This is a genomic window from Micromonospora sp. NPDC092111, assembly GCF_044755745.1.
Classification (GTDB): Bacteria; Actinomycetota; Actinomycetes; order Mycobacteriales; family Micromonosporaceae; genus Micromonospora.
The window spans coordinates 115,417-140,651 of record NZ_JBIVRQ010000009.1 but is presented as its reverse complement, the minus strand read 5'-3'; the positions used below and the strand labels follow the sequence as shown (position 1 = coordinate 140,651).

At 71.2% G+C, this 25,235-nt stretch carries 20 protein-coding genes; 16 read left to right on the top strand and 4 right to left on the bottom strand.

Translation table 11 applies throughout. From position 1 onward, the window contains the following. The first annotated feature begins 152 nt into the window (after positions 1 to 152). Complete coding sequence (locus ACIQG9_RS19135; RefSeq protein WP_400404042.1) at positions 153 to 1,058, top strand: AraC family transcriptional regulator N-terminal domain-containing protein; 906 nt, start codon at positions 153 to 155, stop codon at positions 1,056 to 1,058. Positions 1,059 to 1,117: 59 nt separating this feature from the next. Here ACIQG9_RS19135 and ACIQG9_RS19130 read toward each other — a convergent pair whose 3' ends face one another. Then, entirely contained in the window at positions 1,118 to 2,161 is a 1,044-nt protein-coding gene (locus tag ACIQG9_RS19130; RefSeq protein WP_400404040.1) for an MBL fold metallo-hydrolase, read from the bottom strand. A gap of 376 nt (positions 2,162 to 2,537) precedes the next feature. Between ACIQG9_RS19130 and ACIQG9_RS19125 the strand changes: the two genes are divergently transcribed. From ACIQG9_RS19125 to nhaA, 5 genes are all read left to right on the top strand, one after another. Next, positions 2,538 to 2,864, top strand: coding sequence for a hypothetical protein (locus tag ACIQG9_RS19125; protein WP_400404038.1), 327 nt, complete (start codon positions 2,538 to 2,540; stop codon positions 2,862 to 2,864). Positions 2,865 to 3,089: 225 nt separating this feature from the next. Continuing rightward, positions 3,090 to 3,869: an SDR family NAD(P)-dependent oxidoreductase gene (locus tag ACIQG9_RS19120; protein ID WP_400404036.1), complete on the top strand. Its 780-nt coding sequence runs from the start codon at positions 3,090 to 3,092 to the stop codon at positions 3,867 to 3,869. Then, positions 3,866 to 4,699 (top strand): SDR family NAD(P)-dependent oxidoreductase, encoded by an 834-nt coding sequence (locus ACIQG9_RS19115; protein WP_400404034.1) that lies wholly within the window; start codon positions 3,866 to 3,868, stop codon positions 4,697 to 4,699. Before ACIQG9_RS19120 ends, ACIQG9_RS19115 begins: the two co-directional genes overlap by 4 nt. Continuing rightward, positions 4,696 to 5,466, top strand: coding sequence for an SDR family oxidoreductase (locus ACIQG9_RS19110; RefSeq protein ID WP_400404032.1), 771 nt, complete (start codon positions 4,696 to 4,698; stop codon positions 5,464 to 5,466). The genes ACIQG9_RS19115 and ACIQG9_RS19110 overlap by 4 nt, the downstream gene beginning before the upstream one ends. A 5-nt stretch (positions 5,467 to 5,471) precedes the next feature. Beyond that, on the top strand, positions 5,472 to 7,349 hold the full coding sequence (nhaA, locus tag ACIQG9_RS19105) for a Na+/H+ antiporter NhaA (RefSeq protein ID WP_400404030.1): 1,878 nt from the start codon (positions 5,472 to 5,474) through the stop codon (positions 7,347 to 7,349). A 30-nt stretch (positions 7,350 to 7,379) separates the two neighbouring features. On the opposite strand, the gene ACIQG9_RS19100 is transcribed toward nhaA, so the two are convergent. Further along, the gene (locus ACIQG9_RS19100; RefSeq protein WP_400404028.1) at positions 7,380 to 8,396 is read right to left on the bottom strand and encodes an RICIN domain-containing protein; all 1,017 of its coding nucleotides are present in this window, start codon (positions 8,394 to 8,396) and stop codon (positions 7,380 to 7,382) included. Between the two features lie 254 nt (positions 8,397 to 8,650). On the opposite strand from ACIQG9_RS19100, the gene ACIQG9_RS19095 reads away from it, so the two are divergent. Continuing rightward, positions 8,651 to 9,736 (top strand): peptidoglycan-binding protein, encoded by a 1,086-nt coding sequence (locus ACIQG9_RS19095; RefSeq protein ID WP_400404026.1) that lies wholly within the window; start codon positions 8,651 to 8,653, stop codon positions 9,734 to 9,736. A gap of 66 nt (positions 9,737 to 9,802) precedes the next feature. Here the strand turns inward: ACIQG9_RS19095 and ACIQG9_RS19090 are convergent, their stop codons facing one another. Then, positions 9,803 to 11,599 carry a carbohydrate binding domain-containing protein gene (locus ACIQG9_RS19090; RefSeq protein WP_400404024.1) on the bottom strand — a complete coding sequence of 599 codons (1,797 nt, stop codon included), beginning with the start codon at positions 11,597 to 11,599 and terminating at the stop codon, positions 9,803 to 9,805. A 547-nt stretch (positions 11,600 to 12,146) separates the two neighbouring features. Between ACIQG9_RS19090 and ACIQG9_RS19085 the strand changes: the two genes are divergently transcribed. Further along, on the top strand, positions 12,147 to 14,696 hold the full coding sequence (locus ACIQG9_RS19085; RefSeq protein WP_400404022.1) for an LVIVD repeat-containing protein: 2,550 nt from the start codon (positions 12,147 to 12,149) through the stop codon (positions 14,694 to 14,696). 156 nt (positions 14,697 to 14,852) lie between these two features. On the opposite strand, the gene ACIQG9_RS19080 is transcribed toward ACIQG9_RS19085, so the two are convergent. Then, positions 14,853 to 15,509, bottom strand: a complete 657-nt coding sequence (locus ACIQG9_RS19080) for a DUF305 domain-containing protein (RefSeq protein ID WP_400404020.1) — start codon at positions 15,507 to 15,509, stop codon at positions 14,853 to 14,855. Between the two features lie 664 nt (positions 15,510 to 16,173). On the opposite strand from ACIQG9_RS19080, the gene ACIQG9_RS19075 reads away from it, so the two are divergent. Genes ACIQG9_RS19075 through ACIQG9_RS19040 form a run of 8 tightly spaced genes read left to right on the top strand, consistent with a single transcriptional unit; the run spans position 16,174 to position 25,160 of the window. Beyond that, positions 16,174 to 17,385: an aspartate aminotransferase family protein gene (locus tag ACIQG9_RS19075; RefSeq protein WP_400404018.1), complete on the top strand. Its 1,212-nt coding sequence runs from the start codon at positions 16,174 to 16,176 to the stop codon at positions 17,383 to 17,385. Next, positions 17,382 to 18,353 (top strand): inositol monophosphatase family protein, encoded by a 972-nt coding sequence (locus tag ACIQG9_RS19070; RefSeq protein ID WP_400404016.1) that lies wholly within the window; start codon positions 17,382 to 17,384, stop codon positions 18,351 to 18,353. The genes ACIQG9_RS19075 and ACIQG9_RS19070 overlap by 4 nt, the downstream gene beginning before the upstream one ends. Continuing rightward, positions 18,350 to 19,372 (top strand): zinc-binding dehydrogenase, encoded by a 1,023-nt coding sequence (locus ACIQG9_RS19065; RefSeq protein ID WP_400404013.1) that lies wholly within the window; start codon positions 18,350 to 18,352, stop codon positions 19,370 to 19,372. The genes ACIQG9_RS19070 and ACIQG9_RS19065 overlap by 4 nt, the downstream gene beginning before the upstream one ends. After that, the gene (locus ACIQG9_RS19060; RefSeq protein ID WP_400404010.1) at positions 19,369 to 21,324 is read left to right on the top strand and encodes a beta-galactosidase; all 1,956 of its coding nucleotides are present in this window, start codon (positions 19,369 to 19,371) and stop codon (positions 21,322 to 21,324) included. Before ACIQG9_RS19065 ends, ACIQG9_RS19060 begins: the two co-directional genes overlap by 4 nt. Beyond that, positions 21,306 to 22,214 carry a ScbA/BarX family gamma-butyrolactone biosynthesis protein gene (locus ACIQG9_RS19055; RefSeq protein WP_400404007.1) on the top strand — a complete coding sequence of 303 codons (909 nt, stop codon included), beginning with the start codon at positions 21,306 to 21,308 and terminating at the stop codon, positions 22,212 to 22,214. Before ACIQG9_RS19060 ends, ACIQG9_RS19055 begins: the two co-directional genes overlap by 19 nt. Then, the gene (locus ACIQG9_RS19050) at positions 22,211 to 23,572 is read left to right on the top strand and encodes an amidase (protein WP_400404004.1); all 1,362 of its coding nucleotides are present in this window, start codon (positions 22,211 to 22,213) and stop codon (positions 23,570 to 23,572) included. The genes ACIQG9_RS19055 and ACIQG9_RS19050 overlap by 4 nt, the downstream gene beginning before the upstream one ends. Continuing rightward, positions 23,566 to 24,753, top strand: a complete 1,188-nt coding sequence (locus tag ACIQG9_RS19045) for a cytochrome P450 (RefSeq protein WP_400404001.1) — start codon at positions 23,566 to 23,568, stop codon at positions 24,751 to 24,753. The genes ACIQG9_RS19050 and ACIQG9_RS19045 overlap by 7 nt, the downstream gene beginning before the upstream one ends. A gap of 14 nt (positions 24,754 to 24,767) precedes the next feature. After that, the gene (locus ACIQG9_RS19040) at positions 24,768 to 25,160 is read left to right on the top strand and encodes a nuclear transport factor 2 family protein (protein WP_400403998.1); all 393 of its coding nucleotides are present in this window, start codon (positions 24,768 to 24,770) and stop codon (positions 25,158 to 25,160) included. The last annotated feature ends 75 nt before the right edge of the window (positions 25,161 to 25,235 follow it).

The window sequence follows — 25,235 nt, the reverse complement described above, 5'->3', positions numbered from 1 at the left end:
TGCCTCCTCATTCGTCGAGCCGTGATGGGCTCGCTGGGAATTGATGAACCCATCAAAGCACCGCTACCAGCAGGAATAGTAGATCGATGTTCCCATCCACTTGCCTGATCCTACTATTGTGGGGAGGATCAGTTTCGTGCTTCAATCGGGCCATGGACCTTGACGAGCTGCGGGCGTTGCTGGCCCGCCACGCCCGGCCGGACATGAGCACCGCCATCGACGGGGTGCTGATCTCGAAGGTCGAGCGGGAGACCGCGCCGACCACCTCGATGTCGGGCACCGTGCTGGCACTCATCGCCCAGGGCGCGAAGCAGATGGCGCTGGGCGACCGCGTGTACGAGTACCGGGCCGGCCAATACCTTGTCGCGTCCGTCGATCTGCCGGTCACCGGCCGCTTCACCCAGGCCAGTGCCGCCTCGCCAGCGCTGGGGTTCGGGCTGGTGCTGCACCCGGCCACGGTCGCGGAGTTGCTGTTGCAGGCGGCGCCGGGCGACCTCCCGCCGCTGGCCGGCGGGACACCGTCGGGGATGGTGGTCAGCGACGCTTCCGACGAACTCGGTGACGCGGTGATCCGCCTGCTTCGGCTGCTGGACCGGCCCCGGAACGCGACGGTGCTCGCGCCCCTGATCAAACGGGAGATCCTGTGGCTGCTGCTCACCGGGGAGCAGGGCGCCGCCGTCCGGCAGCTCGGCCTGGGCGACAGCAGCCTCAGCCACATCGCCCGGGCGGTGCGGTGGATCCGCGACCATTACGCGCAGTCGTTCCGGGTGGAGAATCTGGCGCGGCTGTCCGGGATGAGCGTGTCGGCGTTCTATCGCAACTTCCAGGCCGTGACCGCGATGAGCCCGATCCAGTTCCAGAAGCAGATCCGGTTGCAGGAGGCGCGGCTCCTTCTCGCCACCCACCCCAACGACATCACCGGGGTGGGCATCCGCGTCGGCTACGAGAGCCCCTCGCAGTTCAGCCGTGAGTATCGTCGCCAGTTCGGCGCGCCTCCCAGTCAGGACGCCGCCCGCCTGCGCGGCTTCACCCGCGCCGCTGTGCCGGCGGTCGTCTGACCGCCGGCGCTCACCCCGGCCGCCGCGGTCTTCCCGGGGGCCGGAGCCCGGCTGCCCGGTCAGGCCAGGGCCTGCCACCAGGGGTCGACCTCGGGCGGGGCGTCGACGTCGACCCGTTCGCCGGGGCGGGGCACCGCGATCACGACATCCCGCGCCTTGGCTTCGGCCCACAGCCGCTCGACCGGTTCCGCCCAGGGATGCGGCGCGAGGTGGAAAGTGCCCCAGTGTACGGGGATCAGCAGGCTGCCCCGCAGCCGGACGTGCGCCTCGACCGCCTGCTCGGGCAGCAGGTGGATGTCCGGCCAGGCATTGTCGTAGGCGCCGATCTGCATCAGCGTCACATCGAAGGGGCCGTGCCGTTCGCCGATGTCGGTGTAACCGTCGAAATAGCCGGAATCGCCGGTGTAGAAGACCCGCCGCTGCCCGTCGGCGATCACCCACGAACTCCACAGGGTGTCGTTGCTGCCGACGAGCGTGCGGCCGGAGAAGTGGCGCGACTCGGTGGCGGTGAACCGGAGGCCGGCCACCACGGCGCTCTCGTCCCAGTCCAGCTCGACGATGCGGGCACCGGACACACCCCAGCGTTCCAGGTGGGCCCCGACGCCCAAGGGGACCAGGAACATCGCGTCCTGGGTGCGGTCGAGCGCCCGGATCGTCGGCATGTCGAGGTGGTCGTAGTGGTCGTGTGAGATGACGATCGCGTCCAGCCTGGGCAGGTCGGTCAAGGCCACCGGCATCGGATGCAGCCGCTTCGGACCGATGCCGGGGGCCGGTGATCCCCGGTCGCTCCACAGCGGGTCGAGCAGTACCCGGCGACCGGCGAGCTCGATCAGCACCGTGGCGTGTCCGTACCAGGTCAGATGCAGCCCATCGGAGGCGGCGCCGAGCGTCGGTGGTCGGTCCACGGGGATCACGCCGGACAGTCGGCGCTGGTGGCGTTGCGTGAGGAAACGGCGCAGTGCGGCCACGGCCTCGCGGGGCAGCAGGGTACGGGTGTGGGTGGTGTTGCGGAAGGCGCCGTCGCGAAAGTGCGGCGACTGCCGCAGGCGCAGTGCCCGCGCGCCGCTCGGGCGGGCGCCCAGCGCAGCGAAGATCTCAAGCATGTGGTGGATCCCCACTCTTCGGGTGACATTCGTGGCGGTGATGTTCTGAGCGCTTCGTGAGCTGTCGACAGAACCAGGAAATCATCCGGGTGGCAGGAATTGGTATAGAAGTACTCCTCTGCTCTTGCCTGATCCTGCTCCGGTTGGGAGTCGGCGACGACGGGGCGGCCGGTCCGGTGACGGTCCACGTCCACCGGGATGCCATGGGTGCGACAGGTAGCCGGTCCGAGCGGCGAATCCCTTGCCCAGAAGCGGCGGTATCTTGCCCATTCCTGCTGCGTTGCACGGCACCCGTACCTCCAGGGTCAGGGTGGTTGCACAATCAACTAAACGTGGTGCATCACTTCGTCCGACGTCGATGCAGTGGAGGTTGTCCATGACCAGAGCGTCAATGAGGATCGGTGCGACGCTGCTCGTGTCCGTCATCACGGCAACCGGGCTCGGCCTGGTCGCTTCGCCCGCTTCGGCCCAGTCATCGGGCCTCACCTTCTACAGCGGAACGTTCACCACCGAGGTCAAGAACTTCCCGCCAGCCCCCATCGCCTGCGCGGCGCTACCTCCGACGGCGGACAGCCACATCGGTTGGAGCGGCTTCCGCGACGTCATCTTCTACCTCACTGCGGACTGCACCGGTCAAGCGACCGGGGTGGGGACGCTCCGCAACTACGAAGCCGGACGCTGGCTCAGCTTCCGCGCCTTCTGACCCACCCCGTCGGGGACCGGTGGACGCCCACGTCCGCCGGTCCCCGACGTCGGTACCAAGGGATACCTCGCCGACCCCTGGCGGTCGCGCTGGCCGCCGTCGCGTGGTACGAGTATCCGGTATGCCGAGTAGCCAACTTCGCTGCGGGCGTGGGAGGCGAGGAATAGGCAAGAAGTCGGGGGAATTTCTCTAACACACCAGAACGCCATCGGGTTGTCTGAAGGGGTGAACACGCAGACAGCCAACCCAGCAGTAGCAGTGGTGACCGGCGCGAGCGCCGGCATCGGACGCAGCGCCGCAATCGAGATCGCCGCACGCGGAATGGGAGTGGTGGTGACCTACAACTCCCGCCCCGAGGGTGCGGAGCAGACCGTCTCCATCATTCGGGACAACGGCGGCCACGCAGTCGCACTGCCTCTCGACATCGGACAGAGCGATACCTTTCCCGCGTTCAAGAGCCAGCTCGCGCGGCTCCTCAGCGACGAGTGGGGCACCGACAAGATCCACTCGCTGGTCAACAACGCCGGCTTCGGCGGTGGCCGCGGGTTCGCCGAGATGAGCGAGGAACTGTTCGACCAGTACTACCGCGTACTCTTTCGCGGGCCGTACTTCCTCACCCAGACGCTGCTGCCACTGATCCACGACGGCGGCTCGATCATCAACACGTCGAGCAGCTCGGTACGGCCCGGTGACACCGAGGCCGGCTACTCGGGATACGCGGCGATGAAGGGCGGCCTGGTGGTCGCTACCCGGTTCCTCGCGAAGGAGCTGAGCCCCCGGGGCATCCGGGTCAACTCGATCGCCCCCGGACCGACCCGCACCCGCATCAGCGACGACGCGTTCGAGAAGTACCCGGAGATCATCGACGGCATCGCTGCCAAGACCGCGCTCGGTCGGGTCGGCGAGCCGGAGGATATCGGCAAGGTCATCGCGTTCCTCGCCTCGGACGACTCCGCGTGGATCACCGGGCAGGACATCCAGGTCGCCGGGGGCTACGCGCTGTGAAGACGCCCAGCGACCGGTTCGGCACGGTGGTGCTCACCGGCGCCACCAGCGGCATCGGCGAGGCGACAGCCCACCGGCTGGCGGCGATCTCCGAGACGCTCATCGTGCTCGGGCCGGAGCCGGAAGAAGCGGTGGGGCGGGTTCTCGCGCAGATCCGCGGGGCCGGCCCCGCCGAGGTGCACTACGTCGGCGCCGATTTCACCCAGCTCTCCGACGTCGTCGAGGCAGCCCGCTCGATCCGGTCGCTGGTGTCGACGATCGACCTGTTGATCAACGATGCCGGCGTCCCGGGCGCGCCCCAGCGGATCGTCACCACCGACGGATTCGAGCGGACGCTACAGGTCAACGCACTCGCCCCGGCGCTGCTGACCCGGCTGCTCGTTCCCTCGCTGGCGGACGGCGCACGGATCGTCAACGTGGGGTCGTCCGCGCACCACGTCGAGCGGTTCCACTTCGACGACATCGACCTGGCGCACGGTTACTCGCCGGTGGCCGCGTACGCCCGAGCGAAGCTCGCGATGGTGACCTGGTCGTCGCTGCTCGCGGAGGAACTGCGGTCGATGCCGGTCAGTGTCGTCGCCCTCTGCCCCGGGCTCAACGACACTCCGCTCAGCGCGGCGATGATGGGCCGGATCGGCGGTCCGCCCAGGCAGGGCGCGGCCCGGGTCTTCTACGCCACGGTCGCCGACGTCCCGTCCGGCTCCTACCTCGAAGACGACCGCGTCGTATTGCCCAGCGCGGACGCCACCGATCCCGCGAACCGGGAGCAGCTCACCACCCTCTACTGGGAGCGACTCCTGCGCTTCGCGGTCGCGGGACGCGGCCGATGAGCGAGCGCAGCGCGACCACCGGCCTGCTCACCGGTCGGGTCGCCGTCGTCTTCGGCGCGACCGGATGGATCGGCCGAGCCATCTGCCACGAACTGGTCCGGGCCGGCGCGAGCATCGTCATGGTCGGCCGGGACGCCAACCGCCTGGACGCCCTCCAGCGCGAACTCGGCGGGGGCGATCGAGTGTTGCCGAGGATCGCCGACGTCACCTCCCAACTTGAGGTCGACGACGTGCGGGCGGCGGCGGTCACGCGGTTCGGCCACATCGATCTTCTGGTGGTGTCCTCGGGCGTGATCACCGGCTCCGCCTTCAGCGAGGGCATCCCGGCGGACTGGGCCGAGATGATCGACGTGAACCTCCGTGGGCTGTTGCACGCCTCCCAGACGTTCGCCGAGCCGCTCCTGCACAGTGCGGACCGTGGGGCGCCCGCCGACATCGTGCTGATCGGCGCCGTCAGCACCGATGTCCGCGCCCCGCGTTTCGCGGTGTTCAACGCCCTGTCGGCGGCTATCAAGCAGCTCGCACGCGCCCTGCGCCGCGAGTACGGGCCACGGGGCATGCGGGTCCACATCATCGAGCCGGCTTTCGGGGTCGACCGGTCCGACGGGCAGCCCGACGGGTCCGCTCCCGCGCATGACCAGCAGCAGGCACGGGCCGCGTCCGCGGTGAAGCCAGCGGCGATCGCCGCGGTGGTCGCGCTCGCGGCGGCGCTGCCGCAGAGCGCGAACCTTGCCGAAGTGCTCCTCCTGCCCACCGAGACGGTGTGACGCACGTGGCCAGGACCGCCTCGACGATCGACTCCCCGGAGGTGGCTCGTCGTGACCCCATCTCCCGTCTGCTGCGCAGCCCGGAGGCCCTGCGCGGCGCCGTCATCCTGATCGCCGGCACCGTCGTCGCGCTGGTCTGGGCGAATCTTCCGGGAGACAGCTACGGATCCTTCTGGCATCTGCCGCTCGGCCTCGAACTCGGGGGTGCCAGGTTCGAGCTCGACCTGCGGCACTGGGTCAACGACGCGCTGATGGCCGTATTCTTCGCGCAGGTCACGCTGGAGGTCCGCCGCGAACTCGAGCTGGGTGAGTTGCGTGACTGGCGGAGGGCGAGCGTCCCGGTCATCGCGGCCGTCGCCGGCCTCGTCGTCCCGGCCCTGATCTACGTCGGTGTCACCTGGGGCACCGACGCGGTCGCCGGGTGGGGGGTCGTGGTCTCCACGGACACGGCCTTCGTGCTGGGCATGCTCGCCCTCATCGGACGGGTGATGCCGCCCCAGCTACGGATCTTCCTCGTCACGCTCGCCGTCGCCGACGACGTCGGTGCGCTCGGGGTCATCGCGTTTGCCTACACCGACCACTTCAGCCCGCTGCCGTTGCTCATCACGGTGGGCGGTCTCGCGATGATCGCCGGAATGCGGTACGTCGGGGTGTGGCGCGGCACGCTGTACCTGCTGCCGTCGATCGTCGTCTGGGTGGGCTTCTTCCTCTCGGGCGTGCACGCCACCCTGGCCGGCGTCGCCATCGCGCTACTGCTGCCGATCTTCCCCACCCGATTCGACGACCTGCGCAGAGCACAGGGGCACGTCCGCGCGTTCCAGATGTCGCCGACCGCCAGCTACGCGCGGACGGCCAAGAACTCGCTCGCGCGAGCCGTCTCGATCAACGAGCGCGCCCACCGGGCCCTGACGCCGTACGTCACCTGGCTGATTCTGCCGATCTTCGCCCTCGCCAACGCCGGCGTGAGAGTCACCGGGGAGTCGCTGGCCGACGCGTTCACCTCACGGCTCACCTGGGGCATCATCGCTGGTCTGGTCGTCGGCAAGATCGTCGCCATCTCGGTGTCGACCTGGATCGTCACCCGGGTTCGGCCCGACGCGCTCGGACCGGCGGTACGGATGTCCCACATCGTCGGCGTGAGCATGCTCGCCGGAATGGGCTTCACCATCTCGCTCTTCGTCACGGAGCTGGCGTTCGACGACGCCGTCGACGTCAGCCGGGGACAGATCGGCGTGATCGCCGCCACCGTGCTGGCCGCCGCCCTCGGTGCCGTCGCCTTCGCGATCATGAGCGCCCGCGAGCGGCGGCGCTCGCCGCACCGGAACCGCCTCGTGAGGGCGCTCGACCCGGCACGCGACCCCGTGCTGGGTGACCTGGGCGGCGCCGTGGTGGCAGTTGTCGAGTACGGCAACTACGCCACACCGTACTCGCCTGCCGCTGGAGAGATGCGGCGCGAGATGGAAGGCCGCTTCGGCAGCGAGGTCGTGTACGCGTTCCGTCATCTCCCGCTCGATCAGCCGCTGGGTCGGTCCGCCGCCATCGCCAACGAGGCGGCGGCCCGACAGGGCCGATTCTGGGAGATGCGCGACGAACTCATCCGCGAAGCACCGATCGAGAGCGAGCGACAGATCCGCCGAGCTGCCGCCGGCGCCGGGTTGAACCTGCGGCGATTCGAACGTGACTGGGGCGACGCGACCGGGGCCCAGCGGGTCGACGAGGACCTTGTCGACGCGGAAGCGATGCACCTGCACCAGGCACCGACGTACTTCATCGACAACCTGCGCTACGAGGGGTCGATCGACGCCGACTCGGTGAACGCGGCGGTGGCGGCGGCGCGGAACGCGGCCCGGCGACGCGACGAGCGCGGACCCGACGTCGACTGACCCCCCGGTGGTGGTGGGCCGGGTGGGCCGTCAGCGTTCGGGCAGCGGATCGACCAGGAACACCTGGTCCGCTCCACCGGTGCACGGCTCGGCCGCCGCCTCGGCCGGCACCTCGCTGTCGTCGTCCCGGATGCCCAGGCACAGGTCGCTGCCCGCCGGCCGGAGGCGGTACGCGGTCGGCGTGGACCCGGTCGGCTCGAAGCGGAACAGTTGGTCCCAGGAGTCGCTGCGGCACTCCATCCGGGGCTCGATCAGGTGCCGGCCGGGATCCCCCCGGCGGACGGTGAGGCAGCCCGGCCCGTGCGCCGGGTGGTCCCACTTGATGAAGTACAGGCCGTCGGCCACCGGCTGTAGGTAGGTCTCCGGTGGGGTGGCCCCGACGCAGGGCCGCTGGACCGCCACCTCGCTGCGGTACCGGCCGGTGCGGTCCCGCCCCTCGGAGAGGCAGAGTTGCGGGGATCGGGCGGGGCGGATCTGACTCCGTCCGCCGCTCGGCGCGGCCGGGGCGCTGCCGCTCGCCGAGGTGGTCGCACCGGCGCGCCCGGCCGCCGCCGGCTGCCCGTCGTCGGGGCGGCGGATCCAGGCACCGACGGCGAGCGCGGCCAGCAGGATGCCGACGAGGAGCAGGGCCAGCGGCGCGGGTCGCGCGAACCAGCGCCGCCGGGCCGCGCCGGATCGTCGTACCACCGGGCTCGCGTCGCCCGTGGTGGCACCGGTCGGCGGCGGTTCCGGCGCGGGTGCGGGCGGGATCGGCTCGTACGGGGCGAATGCGCTGGCGGCGAGCCGGTCCCGCGCCCGCAGCCACACCTCGACCTGGTCCTCTGCGCCGCAGGCGCGGACGAACGCGGCCAGCACCTCGGGTCGCGGCAGGGTGGACCGGCGCAGGACATCGGCGGCGGTGCTGCGGGCCAGCAGGTCACCGGCCGCGGCCGCGCGCTGCTCCAACTGTCGGTAGGTGAGGCGGGACCGGTCCTTGAGCCGGCGCAGCAGGTCGACGAACTCGGCCGGGTCGGCCGCCTCGTCCGGTCGAAGGTCCCGCGTGTTCATCGCCCGATTCTCCAGACACCCGAGGTATCGGGGCAAGTCGCCGCCGGGCGACTGTCCGAGATGGTCGGACAAGGACCCGGACATGCCGCCCTGACCTGCCCGGACACCGCTTCGGCCCGACCAGGAGATTGTCCTCGCCGACCCGGTTGTCTAGCGTCGTTTTTCGATGGCCGCGCCGCTGGCCGGCGGACGGCCGACGGGCTCGGTCCGGTATCGGGCCGAGCCCGACCACATCAACGACACGGGGAGATCCGATGGATGACGCTGCTCGGGATCCGGTGCCGCAGGCCACCACGGCGGGGGAGTACGTCGTGCTGCTCCGGCAGGTGCGCCGGTGTTCCGGCCTGACCTACCGGGAGCTTTCCCGGCGGGCCTCGGCGGTCGGGCACTGGCTGCCGCCGAGCACCCTCGCCACGATGCTGGGGCGGACCACCCTGCCCCGGGAGCGGACCGTCGTGGCGCTGCTAACCGCGTGCGGGACGCCGGCAGCGGACATCGAGCGGTGGATCGGGATGCGGCGCGACATCGAGGCGCGCCTGAGCGAGCCAGCACGCTGGGAGGGCCCGCCGACACCCCCCGAGCCGACCTCTGCCGACCCGACCTCTGCCGACCCGACATCTCCCGACCCGACATCTCCCGAGCCGGGGCCCGCGAGCGTCGACCCGGTCGAGCCGTGGCCGGCACCGGCCGAGCCGCACCGCGCCATCCGGCCGGCCCGTAAACGGCTGCGGCTGGCGGTGCTCGCGCTGGCGGGCGCGCTGGCCGTCGGCGGGTCCGGGGCGCTGCTGTCGTACGTGGCCGGTGGCGGCGAGCACGCCGCGCCGACCGAGGGCTGCCCGCTGGTCCTGCGGCAGGGCATGTACGGCCCCTGCGTGCTGGATCTCCAGGAGCGGCTGGTGGCCGGCGGGCTGCGCGTCCCGGTGGACGGCTGGTTCGGCGCCGACACCGCCAGCCGGGTGATGGCCGTCCAGGCGCTCGGTGGCCTGCCGGTCAGCGGCACCGTGGACGGGCGGTTGCTCGACGGGCTGTCGGGCGATCCGGTGGTGCCGGCCGGTTGGTCGGAGGACCGGATCAGCAAGCGACTGCGGGAGACCTTCCCGGAGGACCCGGCCGGCGCGGTGCGGTTGGCGCGGTGCCTGTCCGGGCTGGACCCGTACCATATCGAGGTTCTCGCGGACGGATCGCGGCGCTGGGGGCTGTTCCAGTTCAGCGACATGGAGTTGTCCCGGCTCGGCGTCGACGGCCGGACCGCGTTGGATCCGGGCTGGAGCATCGGGGCGGCGCGGGACGTCTGGTCGCGTACCAGCGACTTCGACCACTGGCGCTGCGTGCTGGTGTAGGGCACCACGCTGCTCCCTGCCCGGTCGTGGACCGGGCAGGGAGCCCCCCGTACAACCGGCGACGACCTACGGTCGCAGTCGGTTGGCGTAGACGTACGCACCCACGGAATCGCCGGTGGCGAGGCCGGTGTCGGCGTCGAAGCGGTAGTGCACGCCCAGGTAGATCCGGCTCAGCGCGTTCTCCCGGGCGGCGTGGTCGAAGCCGGTCAGGTGCCGGACCACGCCCCTGGCATGGGGATCGTCGGTGGTGGCGTCGAAGCTGATCGTGTCGGTGCCGAAGAACCTGCGCATCACCGCCGCCCAGGCCCCGGCGAAGGTGGCGTGTCCGGAGATGTAGGCCGGGAAGGCCGGTGAGAACGACACGCCGAGTTCATCCTGCGACAGCGGCTCCCAACCGCCGCCGATCGCGCTCTCCGGTCGCCACAGGTCGATCGGGGTCTGGTACTTGGCGTCCCAGGCGGCGATGGCGGCGTCGGCGAGGGCCAGCGCGACGAGCCCGAAGAGTCGGGCGTTGGCCAGGATGTCGAGTTTCCGCTGCTCCGCCACGATTCGGGTGTGCGCGAACAGTTGCCCTGGCGGCTTGTAGGTGCCCTTCAGGTCGTTGGCCCAGAAGAACGCGATCTGGGTCTGGTCGGCGGTGCGCAGCGACGACGTCCTGCCACCGTAGTCCCGTACCTCCTGGACCTGGTCGCGGTACTCCTGCTTGCCGAGCAGGCTGCCGTAGTCGGCGGCGCCCGCCGGCGGGCCGGGCCGGAACTGCCGGCCGGTGGTCAGCGCGAACGGGGTGACCAGCCCCCAGTGCGGGGTGACCGCCGGCTTTCCGTTGGTCGGCCGCCACGACCCGTCCACCCCGTCCGGCAGGTACGGGCCGCCGCCGCCGGATCCGTCGTTGGCGCGGGCCTGGAGGTTGGCGGCGGCGGCCGCGGCGCCGACCGTCTCGCCCCGCGCCACCTCGGCGGCGTTCACCCCGGAGGGTCGGCGGGTGCCGGCGCGAGCCAGCGGCTGGTCGAAGGAGAGGCCGTCGTCGGCGTACAGGGCGGTCAGCACGTCGAACGCGGCCCGGTCGACGGCCGCGTGCAGCGACGGCGCCACGACGTTGTCCATGGTGCCCGGATAGCTGACGGGCACCCGCACCCGGTAGGGGTTGCCGACGCCGGTGACCGAGACGACCGCGTCGTGCATCGCCCCGTGCAGGATGGCCGCCTCGCGGGACGAGGCGGTCGGCGGCAGGTCCAGCGCCCGGTAGGTGTCGAGCAGGATGCCGTTCCAGTACAGGATCGGGTCGGTGGCCGGGTCGATGGGCAGCGGGGTGAGCGCGATGTTGTCCAGCCGGACGGTCGAGGCCGCGTGCGCGCCGAGGTGGAACAGGAGCACCGCCTGCGGGTCACCGAACGGGGAGGTGAAGTCGAAGGTGAACCGGCGCATCGTGGTGGTGAGCGCGACGGTCTGGTCGACGGCCGAGGTGAAGGGCGTGTTCACCCGGGAGACCGAGGCGCGGAGGGTGCGGCTGACGTCGGCGGAGGCGTCGAACTGCAACCGGTACGGCTGGCCGGCGGTCACCCCGAACTCGAAGTGGCCGACCAGGTCGTCCCAGGTGGGTTTGCTGGCCGGTCCGGCGGTGCGGATGCGTAGCTGCCCCGCGTCGACCGTCGTGCTGGTCGCGGCGAGCCGGGTCCACCAGGGCGCGGTGCTGCCGTTGTCGAACGTGCCGTTGAGGATCAGGTTGCCCGGCGCGGCGGAGGCCGGCGCGGAGCGGACGAGGGGTGCGAGGGTGCTGGCGAGCAGGACAGCCAGCACCATGCCGAGCAGCCGTCGGAGCTGCCGTGCGGAGGTGGGGTGGCGCGGGCCGATCGGTGGGGTCATCGGGAGCCTTTCCGGTCCGGGAGCGGCGACGACCAGGTCGTTGCCGTCAGGATCAGCTCACCGTAGGAGCGTTCGCCCTGTTCGCAGCCGCCGAACAGCCGTTCGGACCGGTGCCGCACAGCGGCGGGCGGCGGGCGGGTGGATCCGGTGCCACTCGGCGACTCCGACCGGTGGCGTTGCTGGCGCGGTGGTCACCCTGCCACGGCGTCGGTCCCGGGCCGGCAGGTCGGCCCCGGGTCACGCCCGTAGCACTCGCCCAGCCTTGACGTTCGGTGACCAACCCGGGCGAGGGGAACGGCATCGACGCTACGGTGTCCCGCGCGGACCGGGCATCCGACGAGTGGCGAAAGATTGGACCGGCGGGTCCTACGCCTGTCGTGACCTGCGATCACGCGAAGGTAAAGACTCAAAGTCGTTTGCGCAAATGAGTGCATACCCCGCAACGGCTTCTTGACCAACGACTGATCGACGGTACGGTCCTTACTCACGCGACACGTTACTCCCCGCATCTGGACGTCGCGCAGGTCCTTCGATCGGAAGGCGATACATGACACACCAACCAACTACCAAGGTACGCAGGGGCCGGCAAGCGCTCGGCCTCATAGCCGCAGGGCTGCTCCTGGTCGGCACGATCCCCGGTACGGCCTCGGCGGCGGAGCCCGACCCGCGCGTCGGTCTCGGCGCCGGTTGGCTCGACGCACAGTCCGCGATCAGCAACCTGGAGCAGGTGGCACACCGGGACAAGCCGGCGGGCTTCGTCGACCCGGCGAACCCGGGTAACGGCGCGTACTACAACTCGGACCTCGCGTTCGGCGGCAAGTACGCGTTCTCGGGCAACTACAGCGGTTTCAACATCCTCGACGTCTCCACCCCCGGCGACCCGACGCTGGTCACCAGCGTGGTGTGCCCCGGCGGGCAGGGCGACCTCTCCGTCTACGGCAACCTGCTCTTCATGTCGGTGGAGGAGACGCGCGGGCGGGTCGACTGTGGCACGAACCCCAACGTCGGCACCCGGTTCCAGGGCGTCCGGGTCTTCGACATCAGCGACGTGCGCAACCCGGTGCAGGTCGCGGGCGTGCAGCTCTGCCGAGGCTCGCACACGCACACGGTGGTGACCGACCCCAACGACGCCAACAACGTCTACGTCTACGTCTCGGGCACGACCTCGGTGCGCCCGGTGACCACGATGGAGGGGTGCAACAACAACGCCGCGGACGGCGAGAACCCGTCGCGGTGGCGGATCGACGTCATCAAGGTGCCGCTGGCGGCGCCCCAGGACGCCGCCGTGGTGAACCAGCCGCGGCTGTTCAGGGACCCGAACACGGGCCGGATCGACGGTCTGCAGAACGGGCCGCTGACGCCCCGGCACCCGTCCGGGGCGACCTGGTCGCCCACGCCGAACACCAACGCCTGCCACGACATCACCGCGTACCCGGAGATCGGGCTGGCCGCCGGCGCCTGCCAGGGCAACGGCATCCTGATCGACATCTCGGACCCGGCGAACCCGCAGCGGATCCACGAGGTGTCCGACCCCAACTTCGCGTACTGGCACTCGGCGACGTTCAACAACGACGGCACCAAGGTGATCTTCACCGACGAGTGGGGCGGTGGCAGCGGTGCCCGTTGCCGCGACACCGACCTGCCGGAGTGGGGTGCCAACGCGATCTTCGACATCGTCGACCGGAAGATGAAGTTCGCCAGCTACTACAAGCTGCCGGTGCCCCAGGCGTTGCAGGAGAACTGCGTCGCGCACAACGGTTCGCTGATCCCGGTGCCCGGTCGTGACATCATGATGCAGGCCTGGTACCAGGGCGGCATCTCGGTGTTCGACTTCACCGACTCCAAGAACCCGCGCGAGATCGCGTACTTCGACCGCGGCCCGGTCAACCCGACGTCGCTCGTGCTCGGTGGCTTCTGGTCGGCGTACTGGTACAACGGCAACCTCTACGGCAACGAGATCGCCCGCGGGTTCGACGTGTTCGCGCTGACCCCGAGCGCGCACCTGTCGGCGGCCGAGATCGCCGCCGCCGGCCAGGTGAAGCTGGGCGGGTTCAACGCGCAGGGCCAGCCGAAGATCACCTGGACGCCGACCTTCGCGGTTGCCCGTGCGTACTACGACCAGCTCGTCCGGGCCAACGCCATCGACCAGCCGTTGGCCGCCGAGGTCGACAAGTTCCTCCTGCGGGCCGAGGAGTTCGCGGCCGGCGGCAAGCGGTTCGCCGCTGAGGCGCAGTTGCGGGCGATCGCCAACAGGCTGGACGCGGCACCGCACCAGAAGCTCCAGGCGGCGGTCCTGGACCTGGCGGGCACCTTCAACCCGAAGGTCTCCGCCACGGTGGGCCCGGCCGAGCCGACCGGCAGCAACGGCTGGTACACCAGCGACGTCACGCTGACCTTCACCGGCCTGATCGCCGGTCTGTGGACCGGTCAGTACTCCCTCGACGAGGGGGCCACCTGGATCGACGTGCCCGGCAACGGCGTCGCGACGATCAGCTCCGAGGTCAAGGGCTCGGTGCGGTACCGGGCGATCGACGGCGCCGGCAACACCTCTAAGGAGAGCAGCCTCTGGCTGAAGGTCGACAAGACCGCGCCTGGCGTGGACGTGTCCGGGCTGACCGACGGGGCGTCGTACGGTGACTCCGGCACGGTGACCGTGGACTGGGCGATCGCCGATGCCGCCTCCGGCCCCGGCATCAACCCGGACAGCGGGCTGCTGGACGGCAAGCGGGTCACCCGGGGAACGACGATCGCACTGTCCAGCCTCCCGCTGGGCGGCCACACGTTCGTGGTGACCGCGAAGGACAAGGCCGGCAACACGACCACCAAGTCCATCGCCTTCACCACCACGACGTCCTTCGCCGACCTGCGGGCGCTCGTCGACGGCTACCGGTCCGCCGGCACCGTCTCCGCGAGCAACGCCGACAAGCTGACCACCAGCCTCGGCAAGGCCAGCGCGGCGGCCACCAGCGGCCAGTCGGCGGAGGCGGTCGAGCACCTCACCGCCTTCCTCAACCAGGCTGGCACGCTCAACGCCGCTGGCGCGCGTACCCTGCTGGTCCGGGACGCCCAGGCGCTGATCGGCCAGATCGGCGGCTGACCCGTCCGGTCCGTGGACCGGTGGGTGATCGATGAAGGGGCCCGCTCAGCACTGCTGAGCGGGCCCCGGCACTTTTCCGTTCTCCCGCGGGCGGGTCGCCCGGCCCGGATCCGGCCACGCCGGGACCGGCACCCGGCGTGGCCGGTTCCACGGCCGTCAGCCCATCTTGGCCAGCATCTCCTGCATCCGCTGGATCTCGATGCTCTGGTCGGCGTTGACCTCCCGGGCGAACTGGTCGCTCGCCGGTTCGAGCCCGCCGCCCGAGGCGTACAGCTCCTCCACCATGGCCAGCGCGCCCTGGTGGTGGCGGATCATGGAGGTGAGGAACAGCCGGTCGAACGCCGCGCCGCGCGCCTGCCTGAGCTGGTCGAGCTGCTCGGCGGTGAGCATGCCCGGCATGAGCTTGTCGTGGCCGGTGTGGCCGGCGTTCGGCCCGGTGCTCGGCATGCCCCGCTCGGTGAGCCACCGCTGCATCCGCGCGACCTCGTCAACCTGCGACACGTCGATCCGCTTGGCGAGCAGCGTCACGTCCGGGTTGGTGGTCCGCCCGGGCAGGAGCGCGGTCATCTCCAGGGCCTGCGCATGGTGCGGGATCATCCCCTGGATGAACAGGCTGTCGGCCGCGGTGAACCCCGGCGGCGAGACCTGCGACAGGTCGGTGCCGGCCAGTGACCTGCCCGGTTGGCCGGGTGCCCCCGGCTGCACCACGTGCGAGCTCGGCGGACGGTAGGTCGGATCGTCGCGGTTCGCCCAGACGGCCACCCCCACCCCCGAGCCGACGGCGACCGTGGCGACCACGGCGGAAATGACCACGCGACGAGACAGCGGCATGATTCACGTACCAATCCGGGCTTGAGCTGCGCAGAGTGAAAGTCATAGTGCCTCACGTCCGGCGCCCTCACCAGGTCCTGGGCCGGCTGCGTCAAGATCACGCGGACCGGCGGATGGCCGAGTCACCCGAACGACCGGCGCCGGTCCACGAAGAGCCGGTCACGGTCGCGCCTCGTCGGGTTGACGGGCACCTGCGGGTACGCCGCGACGGCGCATCCGGGCCGGCAGGTACACGGACGGACGACGTGCCCGGACGAGCCGGTGGTCGTCTTCACGTCCGGGGCGTTCCGGTCCACTGTCGGGAGCCGGCCGGCGCAGCCGTGGAGCGGCAGGCCGGGGCCCCGATCGGGGGGTGGGACGACCGCGTCGATCCCGGCGGTGCCCGTTGTCGGCCGGGCCGCCGGGCCGGTGTCATCCGGGCCGACCGGAAATTGGCTGGTCACGATCGATCTTGACAATCTTCCGTAGCCTGGAATCAGGTACAGGTTTTCGTCCCTGCGGGACGTGCTTTTGCGGACCGTAGGAAATGTTGACTCCTCTGTGGATGCGCACAATCATCGGAGGAGTCAACCGAACGACGTCAATAAGGGCCTTGATGCAAGCCTCTGTCGCGGAACACTTCTATTACGAGATCAGCGATCAAAGAATGGTGCGAGGTGAGGGTGTATATCTATACGACGACGCGGGTGGGCGGTACCTCGACTGCGCGTCGGCCACGTTCAATCTCAGCCTGGGATATTCGCACCCCGCCGTGGTCGGCGCGGTGCAGAAGCAGGCGGAATCCCTGATCCACCTCACGTCGTCGTTTCGCAGCGAGCCGGTGGAGCAGCTCGTCCGCAGGCTCGTGGCCTGTTCCCCGGACAACCTGGTTAAAGTCCACCTCAAGGTCGGAGGCGGGTCCGAGGCCAACGAGGGCGCGATCAAGATGGCGCAGGTGGCGACCGGCCGACGGGAGGTGATAACACTGTTCCGCAGTCATCTCGGGCAGACCATGATGATGACGTCGATGTCAGGCAACGCCTTCCGGAAGGCGCCGTTCCCGCTGTTGTATCCGGGCTCCATCCAGGTGCCCGACCCGTACTGCTACCGGTGCTTCTACGGTCAGAATCGAAGCACCTGCGGGCTGATGTGCGTCGACCGGCTGGACGACTTCATGGAGTATGCGAGCGGCGGCCAGGTCGCGGCGGTGATCCTGGAGCCGATCTCCGGAAACGGTGGCAACATCGTCGCCCCGGACGGATACCTGACGAAGCTGAGGGAATTCTGTGACCGGCACGGAATCGCACTCATTCTCGACGAGATCCAGACCGGTGTCGGCCGTACCGGGCACATGTTCGCGGCCCAGCACTACGGGGTCCAGCCGGACGCCATCACGGTCGGCAAGGGCCTCGGCGGCAGCGGTGCGCAGGTCGCGGCGATCCTCACCAACGATCGGCTCGCCGGGCTGCCGTCACACCACCACTCCTTCACGTACGGCGCCAACGTGCTCGCCGCAGCCGCGGCCAACGTCACCCTCGAGATCATCGACCAACCGGACTTCCTGGCCAACGTGCGGGTGACCGGGCGGCGCATCCTGGACCGGCTGACCGACCTGCAGTCCCGGTACGGGTGCATCGGGGACGTCCGCGGCCTCGGGCTGATGATCGGGGTGGAGATCGTGGAACCGGACGGCCGCCCGGCCGTCGGGCTCACGAACGAGATCGCCCGGCGGGCGATGGACCACGGCCTCATCCTGCGGACCTCCCGCTACGGCCACGGCAACGTGGTGAAGATCCGGCCGCCGCTGATCCTGACCCTGGCGCAGGCCGACGAGATCGTCGACCGGCTGGACGCACTGCTCGCGGCGGTGACCCGGTGACGAGCGGGCCGGCGACCCGAGACCTGGTGATGGGCTGTGCGCAGGCCGTGCGGGCGGCCGTGACGCGACACACCCGGGAGGGCCGACAGCGGCGGGTCCACGGCGACTCACCGGGCGGGGACGCCCAGTTCGACGTCGACGAGGTGGCCGAGCGCGCGGTGTGGGACCACCTCACCGCGCACACCGACCAGCCGCTGGCCGTCTACACCGAACACCACGGACTGCGCCACACCGGTGCGGACCCCGAGGTGCTGCTCGTGGTCGACCCGATCGACGGCACCCGGCCCATGTCGGCGGCCTTGGAGATGGCCACCGTCTCGATCGCGGTCGCCCCGCTCACCGGGCGGACGCCCACGCTCGGCGACGTGACCGCCGCCCACGTGCTGGAACTGCGCAGCGGCGGCTGGATGTACGCCGACGACACCCTGCCGGAGCCGCTGCACCACCACGGCTACGACTGGCCGCTGCCCCGGCTGAGCACCACCCGCGACCTGACCCGGATGTTCTGGTCCATCGAGTTCAACGGGCACCCGATGCGGCTGATGACCGACGCGTACGAACACCTGGTGGACGCCTCCGCCAACACCGGCGGCGTCTTCGTCTTCAACAGCGCGTCCTTCTCGCTGACCCGGATCGTCACCGGACAACTCGACGCGTACGTCGACGTCGGCAACCGGATCCTGCGGGACCACCCGCAGACCGAGGCGGAGTTCCGCCGCGCCGGCCGGGGCGGCATCCTGCACCTCTTCCCGTACGACATCGCGGCGAGCGTCTACCTCGCCGACCGGGCCGGCGTGGTGGTCACCGACGCGTACGGCGCCCCGCTCGACCCGATGCCCCTGCTGGCGATCGATCCGGCCAGCCAACGCTCCTGCGTCGCGGCGTCGACGCCCGACCTGCACCGCGCGCTGCTCGACACCATCCGCTGGGACCTGCGGAACCAGGCGACCACAGGAGGTCATCGATGAAGGCTCTGGTACTCGGCCCCGACCGCACCCTCGACCTGGTCGAACGGCCCGAACCCTCGTGCGTCGCACCCGACGACGTGGTGCTCAAGGTGGAACAGACCGGCTTCTGCGGCACCGACCGGGGGGTCCTGCTGGGAAAGTTCTCCGCCGAGCCCGGCGTCGTCATGGGGCACGAGGCGGTGGGCGAGGTGCGCGAAATCGGCACCGGCGTCACGACGGTGAAGCCCGGTGACCGGGTCATCGTCAACCCGACCCTCTACTGCGGTCTGTGCGACCGCTGCCGGCGGGGCCTGCTGAACTTCTGCGTCAACAAGGCCGGCACCGAGATCGGCATCGACCGCGACGGCGCGTTCGCCGAGTACCTGCGGCTGGAGGAACGCTTCCTGTACGCCATCCCGGACGACATGCCGTACGACCGGGCCGTACTCGTGGAGCCGCTGGCCTGCGTGATGAACAACCTGGAGGCGGCGGGAACCCGTCCCGGCGAGCGGGTCGCGGTGCTCGGCGCCGGGCCGATCGGCATGGTGGCGGCCCTGCTGGCCGATCACTACCGGGCCACCGTACGGCTGATCGAGCGGGACCCGTTCCGCCGGCGTACCGCCGAGGCGTTCTTCCGGAACCTGTCCTGCGGCGCGGTGTCCGTCTGCGAACCCCGGGATGCCCCGGCCCGCTCCGCAGACCTCGTCATCGACACCGTCGGCTCCCTGCTGACCGAGTCCCTGACGATCGCCGCCGACCTGGGCCGGATCGTCGTGATGGGCTTCGACGAACAGGCCACCGCCACCATCCGCCCGCTGGAGCTGCTGCAACGGGGCCTGCGGGTCATCGGTGCCGGCGACTACAACAGCCTGCTGTTCGCCCGGGCCGTCCAGACGGCGCGACACCTGCCGCTGGAGGGCATCGTCTCCCATCACTTCCGTCTCGACCAGGTCGACGCGGCGCTGACCGCGCTCGGCATCGGACCGGACGCCGAGTACGCCGGGATGAAGGTCGTGCTGACGCCGGGAGCCGAGGCATGACCGACACCTCCTTCCCGTACGGCATCGACCGTCCGGTCATCTACGGCGAGTACCCGTACTACCGGGCCCTGCCGGAGCACTGGGACGGCAACCTGGCCGCGCTCGCCGACGCCGGCATCGACGTCGTCACCTGCTACGTGCCGTGGCGGTTCCACGAGACGCCGAACGGCTACGACTTCACCGGCACCACCGGTCCCCAGCGGGACCTGCGACGCCTGCTGCGACTGATCGGCGAGCACGGGCTCCGCGCCGTCCTCAAGCCCGGCCCGTTCGTGCACGGGGAGGTGCAACTGGGCGGCCTGCCCGACCGGGTCAGTCCCAGCATCGACCCGGTCCATCCGCCGGTGCTTGACGCGGCCGGCGAGCCGGTCACCTCGCAGGGGCTGGCGCTGCCCAGCACCTTCGGCAGCGGCTACCGGGAACAGGTCCGGCACTGGCTGCGCGCGGTCGACCAGCAGGTGCTCACGCCGAACCTCGCCCCGCACGGCCCGATCGTGGCCGTGCAACTGGGCAACGAGGGGATCTACAGCGACGCGAACCACCCCGCCAGCGCCCACGACTTCTCACCACCCGCCGTGCGCGCGTTCGCCGACCGGCTGGGCGACGGCGATCCGGCGCTCGCCGACGCCGCCCGGATCGCGCCCCGGCGCTGGCCGAGCACGTGGCGCCTGGCCTGGGCCCGGCACGCCGGCACCGTGCTGCGGGAGCAGTACGAGGAGTTGGCCGCCGAGCTCTCCCCGGCGGTGCGGGCGGTCGCGATGGTCAACCTGCCGTTGCCGAACCTCGACACGCCGGGCAGCACCGCTTCCTGGCTGCTGCGGACCGCACAGGTCGACCGGCTGGGGCTGCACGAGGGCTACACGAGCTGGGTGGGCAACGCGACCCGGTCGAGGTCGGCATTCGCCTCGCACTGGTTCGGTGTGCGCGCCCGGCGCTCCAGCAACGTCGAGGACAACTGGGGCTTCACCTGGACGGACGAGTCCTTCGCCCGGCCCACCACCGCCCTGTTCCACGCCCTGCTGGCGCTCGGCCTCGGCTCACGGACCTGCAGTGTCTACACCGCCTGCGGCACCGCCTACTGGGGTCCGGAGATCGACCTCGACCCCGCCGGGCTGCGGTCGGAGGGCCTGGACCCGGTGGACTACGGGCCGCCCTACTGCCCGGGTGCGCCGCTGCACGAGGACGGCCGCACCGGGCCCAACCTCTGGGCCCTGCACACCCTGCGGGACCTGCTCCGCCGGCCGGACACGCCACACGGTGGCAGGTTCGGCGCGGACGTCGCCCTGCTGGTGCCCAAGGTGCTCGCCGAAGCCGCCGCCTGGAACGAGACCGACGGACCGGCCGGCACGATCCTGCGCGGGGCGGTCGACGTGGCCTTCACCCTGATGACCGACCACCAGTACCGCGTCGACGTCATCACCGAGCAGACCGCGGGTCTCAGCCAGCCGACCGACCTGTGGCTGGTCCCGCTCGGCGCGCAGGGACCCGACGACGAGCTGCTCGCCCTGCTGCGCCGGCACCGCGCCGATGGCGGCACGGTGATCGTGCTGGCCGAACGGGCCCGGCCCGGGTGGCCGGAGATCGGCGACGTGCTGGTGCCGATGACGGTCGCCCACGAGACCCTTCCCCGGCTGCTACCGGCCCCGCGCTACGCCCACCCCGGCAGCGATCCGGGCGTGGTGTTCGTGCACGAGGACAGCGCCGGCACGCCGGTGGGGATCTTCGCCTTCAACGTCACCGACCGCGCCGTGACCGTCCGCCGCACCGTACGCGGCCAGTCGGTGTCGGTCGAGCTGCCCCGCGCCGGCGCCGCCTACCTGTGCGCTGTCGGCGACACCTTCGAGGTCGTCACCGAGACGAGCGAGGTCGACCTCCCACCCTTCCCCCCGACAAGCGCGGCCATCGCCTTGTCCGTCCTCTCGGAGGAGACGCAATGGACCTGGCCCAGCTAGCGGCCCCGGAGATCAGGTTCGACCGGCTCGTGCCGCGGGCCCTGGTCGACCGCGGGGACACCACCACCGTCCTGATCACCGACTGGCACACCAGCGGCAACCGGCTGACCGCCGGCGCGGTCTGGTCCCGGCTCGGCGGTTACTACACCCTGCTCGACCACGGCACCCACGATCCGCTGCTGGTGCTGGAGACCTTCCGTCAGGCGGCCCTGCTGATCGCGCACGTGGTGGACGACGTCCCGCTCGCCACCATGCAGATCATGCGGTCGGTCGAGTTCACCACCACCCGGCCCGCGCTGGCGGTCACCGCGGACCCCACCGAGGTGACCGCGGTGCTGACCACCGAACGGCAGGGCGGCGATCGGCAGAGCATCCTGCAGACCGGCATCAGCCTGGAGCTGTACCGTGGCGACGACCTGATCGCGCGTGGTCACGGGCAGGCGATCGTGCCGCCCGGCGACCGGTATCTGCGGGTCCGTGGCCGCGACCCCCAGGAGGTCGTCCTCTCGCGGGCCGGGATGGGGCCGGGCGTGGAGCCCGAGCAGGCCGGCCGGCTGCTGGAACGCGACGTGGTGATCTCACCGGGCACCGGCACCGGCCACTACCACCTGCGGGTCGACCCGGAGCACCCCAACTTCTTCGACAACCCGACCGACCACGCGCCCGGCATGCTGCTCACCGAGGCGATGCGTCAGGCGGTGGTGGTCGCGTCCGGTGACCCGCACTACACGCCGCTGGCGCTGTCCGTCCAGTTCTTCCGGTTCGTCGAGCTTGATGCTCCGGCGCACGTCTCGGTCCGGCTCGGGCCGGACGGCTTCCGTACCGAGGTGCGCCAGTTCGACCGGCTGGCCGCCCGGGCGAGCTGGCCGCCGGCCGGGGACGCGGCATGAGCGACCTGATCGAGCTGTCCGCCCGTGAACTCGTCACCGCGATCCGACGCGCCGAGGTCGACCGGTCGAGTGTGCTCAACGCGGTGTCGGACCGGCTGCGGCGGGTCGAACCGCTCGTCAACGCCGTACCCACGGTGGTGGTGGAGCGGACGCGCGGCGGCCACCGGCGGCGACCGGCCGGACCCCTCGCCGGGCTGCCGATCACGGTCAAGGACGTCGTCGACGTCGCGGGACTGCCCACCACCCACGGCTCGCCACTGCGTCGTGACGCGGTGGCCGAGCGGTCGGATCCCCTGGTACGGCGTCTGGAGAGACGCGGCGCGGTGGTGATCGGCAAGACCAACGTGCCGGAGTTCCTCTCCGGCGCCGACACCGTCAACACCCTGTTCGGTCGGACCCGCAACCCGTGGGATCCCACGGTGTCCTGTGGCGCGTCCAGCGGCGGCGCGGCCGTCTCGGTGGCCACCGGCACCTCCTGGTGTGCCCACGGCGGGGACACCGCCGGCTCGATCAGGATTCCGGCGGCGCTCTGCGGTGTGGTGGGGTTGCGCCCGACACCCGGGCTGGTCACCGCCGGCGGGACCGGCGAGCCGGTCCCCGGCTTCACCGTGCACGGGCCGATCGCCCGGGACGTCGCCGACGCGGCGCTGTTCCTGCGGGCGATGGTGCCGCGTGAGCCGACGCCGGGTGTCGAGCCGGGGCCGTTGCGGCGGATCGCCTTCACCGCCGACCTCGGCGGGCGGGTCCCGGTCACCCCGGAGATCGCCGCGATCTGCACCCGCACGGTGGCGGCGATGGAGGGGCTCGGCTACCGGGTGGTGCCGTACGCGCCGTCGGTCTCCGGGGTGCACGAGGCGTGCCTGACGTTGCTCGCGTACCGCGCCGCCGTCCTGCACGGCGCACGGGTCGACCGGTACGGCGAGCGCCTGGGGTCGGCCCTGCGCGCCGAGGTGGCGGCCGGCCGGGCCTGCGCCCCGCAGCAGGTGGCGGACGCCGAACGGGTGCGCGCCGGCTTCGCCGGCCGGATCGAGGCCATGTTCGCCGAACACGACGTGCTGATCACTCCGACGTTCGGCCAGGCGGCGTGGCCGGTCCGGCGGGACCTCGACCCGCTGCCGGCGGGGGAGGACCTGGCCGGCGTCGCCGCCCAGTGGCCGCTGACGACGCTGGCCACGATGGCCGGCTGTCCGGCGCTGACCGTGCCGTGCGGCCGGACGGCGGCCGGGGACCCGGTGGGCCTGCAACTCATCGGCGCCCCGTACCGCGACTTCGCCCTGCTGCGGACCGGCCGGGACGTGGAGCTGATCCGCGACTCGGCACCGGCCCTGCCGGTCGTCCCGGCGGTGCCGGCATGCTGAGGCCGTACCCGGCGGTCCGCGCCGAGCCGCTGCAACCGCCCGCCGAGTACGCGAGGTGGCGCACGGAAGGGCCGGTCACGTCCATCGTGCTGCCCAGCGGCCTGCCCGCCTGGCTGGTCACCCGGTACGAGGACGTGCGACAGCTCCTGCGTGACCCGAGGTTGAGCTCCGACTCCACCCGCGACGGCTACCCGCGGTTCGGGGCGGCCGTCGAGACCGAGCCGCTGAACCGGACGTTCATCGGGTTGGACGGCGCGGCGCACGCGCGGCTGCGCCGCATGCTCGCGGCCGAGTTCTCGGCCGCCGCGGTACGCCGCATGCGGCCCGCGATCGACGCGATCGCCGACGAGTGCGCCGACCGGATGGGGCGCGGTCCCAGGCCCGCCGACCTGGTCGGCGCGTACGCCCTGCCGGTCGCCTCCCGGGTGATCTGCCACGTCCTCGGGGTGCCGTACGACCTGCACGACGAGTTCGAGCACCTGACCGAGGTGCTGACCGACGGGAGACAGGGGGCAGCGGAGAAGCGGCGGGCCGCCGTCGCGGTCACCACCATGCTGCGGGACCTGGCCCGCGACCGGGCCGCGGACCCGCGCGACGACCTGGTCAGCAGGCTGATGGTGGGTCACGTGGCGACCGGCGACCTGACCGAACGGGAGGCCGTGGACAACCTCGCGCTGTTGCTCGGCGCCGGGCACGACACCTCGGCGAGCATGCTGGGCCTGGGCGCGCTCAGCCTGCTCGGTGACGAGCGGGAACGGCACCGGTTGGCCACCGGCGGGGTGCTGGACCGGGCCGCGGTCGACGAGTTGCTGCGCTTCCACAGCATCATCCAGCTCGGGGTGGCCCGGGTGGCGACGGCCGACATCGCCGTCGGCGGGCAGGTCATCAGAGCCGGTGAGGGAGTGGTGCTCAGCCTGCCGGCCGCCAATCACGATCCCGACCGGTTCGCCGGGCCGGACGCGCTCGACCTGCGACGCGGCAACGCCCACCAGCACCTCGCCTTCGGCTCCGGCGCGCACCACTGCATCGGTCACCTGGTGGCGCGGGAGACGCTGGCGTCGGCGCTGCCGAGACTGCTCCGACGGCTGCCCGGGCTACGGCCGGCCGTACCCGTCGACGAACTGCACTTCAAGGAATCAATGGATTTCCACGGGATCCGGACTTTTCCGGTGTCCTGGTGAGCGGAGGGAACGGCATGACTGACTCGGTACGCGACCTGACCAGCCGGAACAAGCAGATCATCAAGGACAGCTACGACTCGTACTTCACGAGGCGGGACCTGACCTTCCTGGCCGGGGTCATCGCGGAGGACTTCGTCCAGCACAGCCCGGACGCGCCCTCGGGGCGCACGGCATACCTGGAGCACCTGGCGGAGGCCCCGTTCGCCGGCGGCACCAGCTCCATCAAGCATCTCCTCGCCGACGGCGACTACGTGGCGGTGCACCACCAGATGACCCTGCCGGGCGGCGACGAGGAGGGCCTCGCGGTGGTGGACCTGTGGCGGCTGGAGAACGGGAAGATCGTCGAGCACTGGGACGTGGAGCAGCCGGTGCCCGACCGGGCGAGGGTGCCCAACGGGATGTTCTGAGATCGCCCCTCCCCGCCGACCGGGCCCGCTCGGGCGACCGCCGTCGACGGCGTAGCCGCCGCCCCGAGGGCCCGG

What these genes read in the sequence shown, in the direction of transcription:
- ACIQG9_RS19090 (WP_400404024.1), bottom strand. Translation starts at nt 11,599, where the DNA reads ATGACCCCACCGATCGGCCCGCGCCACCCCACCTCCGCACGGCAGCTC.
- ACIQG9_RS19040 (WP_400403998.1), top strand. Translation starts at nt 24,768, where the DNA reads ATGACTGACTCGGTACGCGACCTGACCAGCCGGAACAAGCAGATCATC.
- ACIQG9_RS19100 (WP_400404028.1), bottom strand. Translation starts at nt 8,396, where the DNA reads ATGAACACGCGGGACCTTCGACCGGACGAGGCGGCCGACCCGGCCGAG.
- ACIQG9_RS19125 (WP_400404038.1), top strand. Translation starts at nt 2,538, where the DNA reads ATGACCAGAGCGTCAATGAGGATCGGTGCGACGCTGCTCGTGTCCGTC.
- ACIQG9_RS19065 (WP_400404013.1), top strand. Translation starts at nt 18,350, where the DNA reads ATGAAGGCTCTGGTACTCGGCCCCGACCGCACCCTCGACCTGGTCGAA.
- ACIQG9_RS19060 (WP_400404010.1), top strand. Translation starts at nt 19,369, where the DNA reads ATGACCGACACCTCCTTCCCGTACGGCATCGACCGTCCGGTCATCTAC.
- ACIQG9_RS19130 (WP_400404040.1), bottom strand. Translation starts at nt 2,161, where the DNA reads ATGCTTGAGATCTTCGCTGCGCTGGGCGCCCGCCCGAGCGGCGCGCGG.
- ACIQG9_RS19110 (WP_400404032.1), top strand. Translation starts at nt 4,696, where the DNA reads ATGAGCGAGCGCAGCGCGACCACCGGCCTGCTCACCGGTCGGGTCGCC.
- ACIQG9_RS19055 (WP_400404007.1), top strand. Translation starts at nt 21,306, where the DNA reads ATGGACCTGGCCCAGCTAGCGGCCCCGGAGATCAGGTTCGACCGGCTC.
- ACIQG9_RS19135 (WP_400404042.1), top strand. Translation starts at nt 153, where the DNA reads ATGGACCTTGACGAGCTGCGGGCGTTGCTGGCCCGCCACGCCCGGCCG.
- ACIQG9_RS19050 (WP_400404004.1), top strand. Translation starts at nt 22,211, where the DNA reads ATGAGCGACCTGATCGAGCTGTCCGCCCGTGAACTCGTCACCGCGATC.
- ACIQG9_RS19085 (WP_400404022.1), top strand. Translation starts at nt 12,147, where the DNA reads ATGACACACCAACCAACTACCAAGGTACGCAGGGGCCGGCAAGCGCTC.
- ACIQG9_RS19075 (WP_400404018.1), top strand. Translation starts at nt 16,174, where the DNA reads ATGGTGCGAGGTGAGGGTGTATATCTATACGACGACGCGGGTGGGCGG.
- ACIQG9_RS19095 (WP_400404026.1), top strand. Translation starts at nt 8,651, where the DNA reads ATGGATGACGCTGCTCGGGATCCGGTGCCGCAGGCCACCACGGCGGGG.
- ACIQG9_RS19045 (WP_400404001.1), top strand. Translation starts at nt 23,566, where the DNA reads ATGCTGAGGCCGTACCCGGCGGTCCGCGCCGAGCCGCTGCAACCGCCC.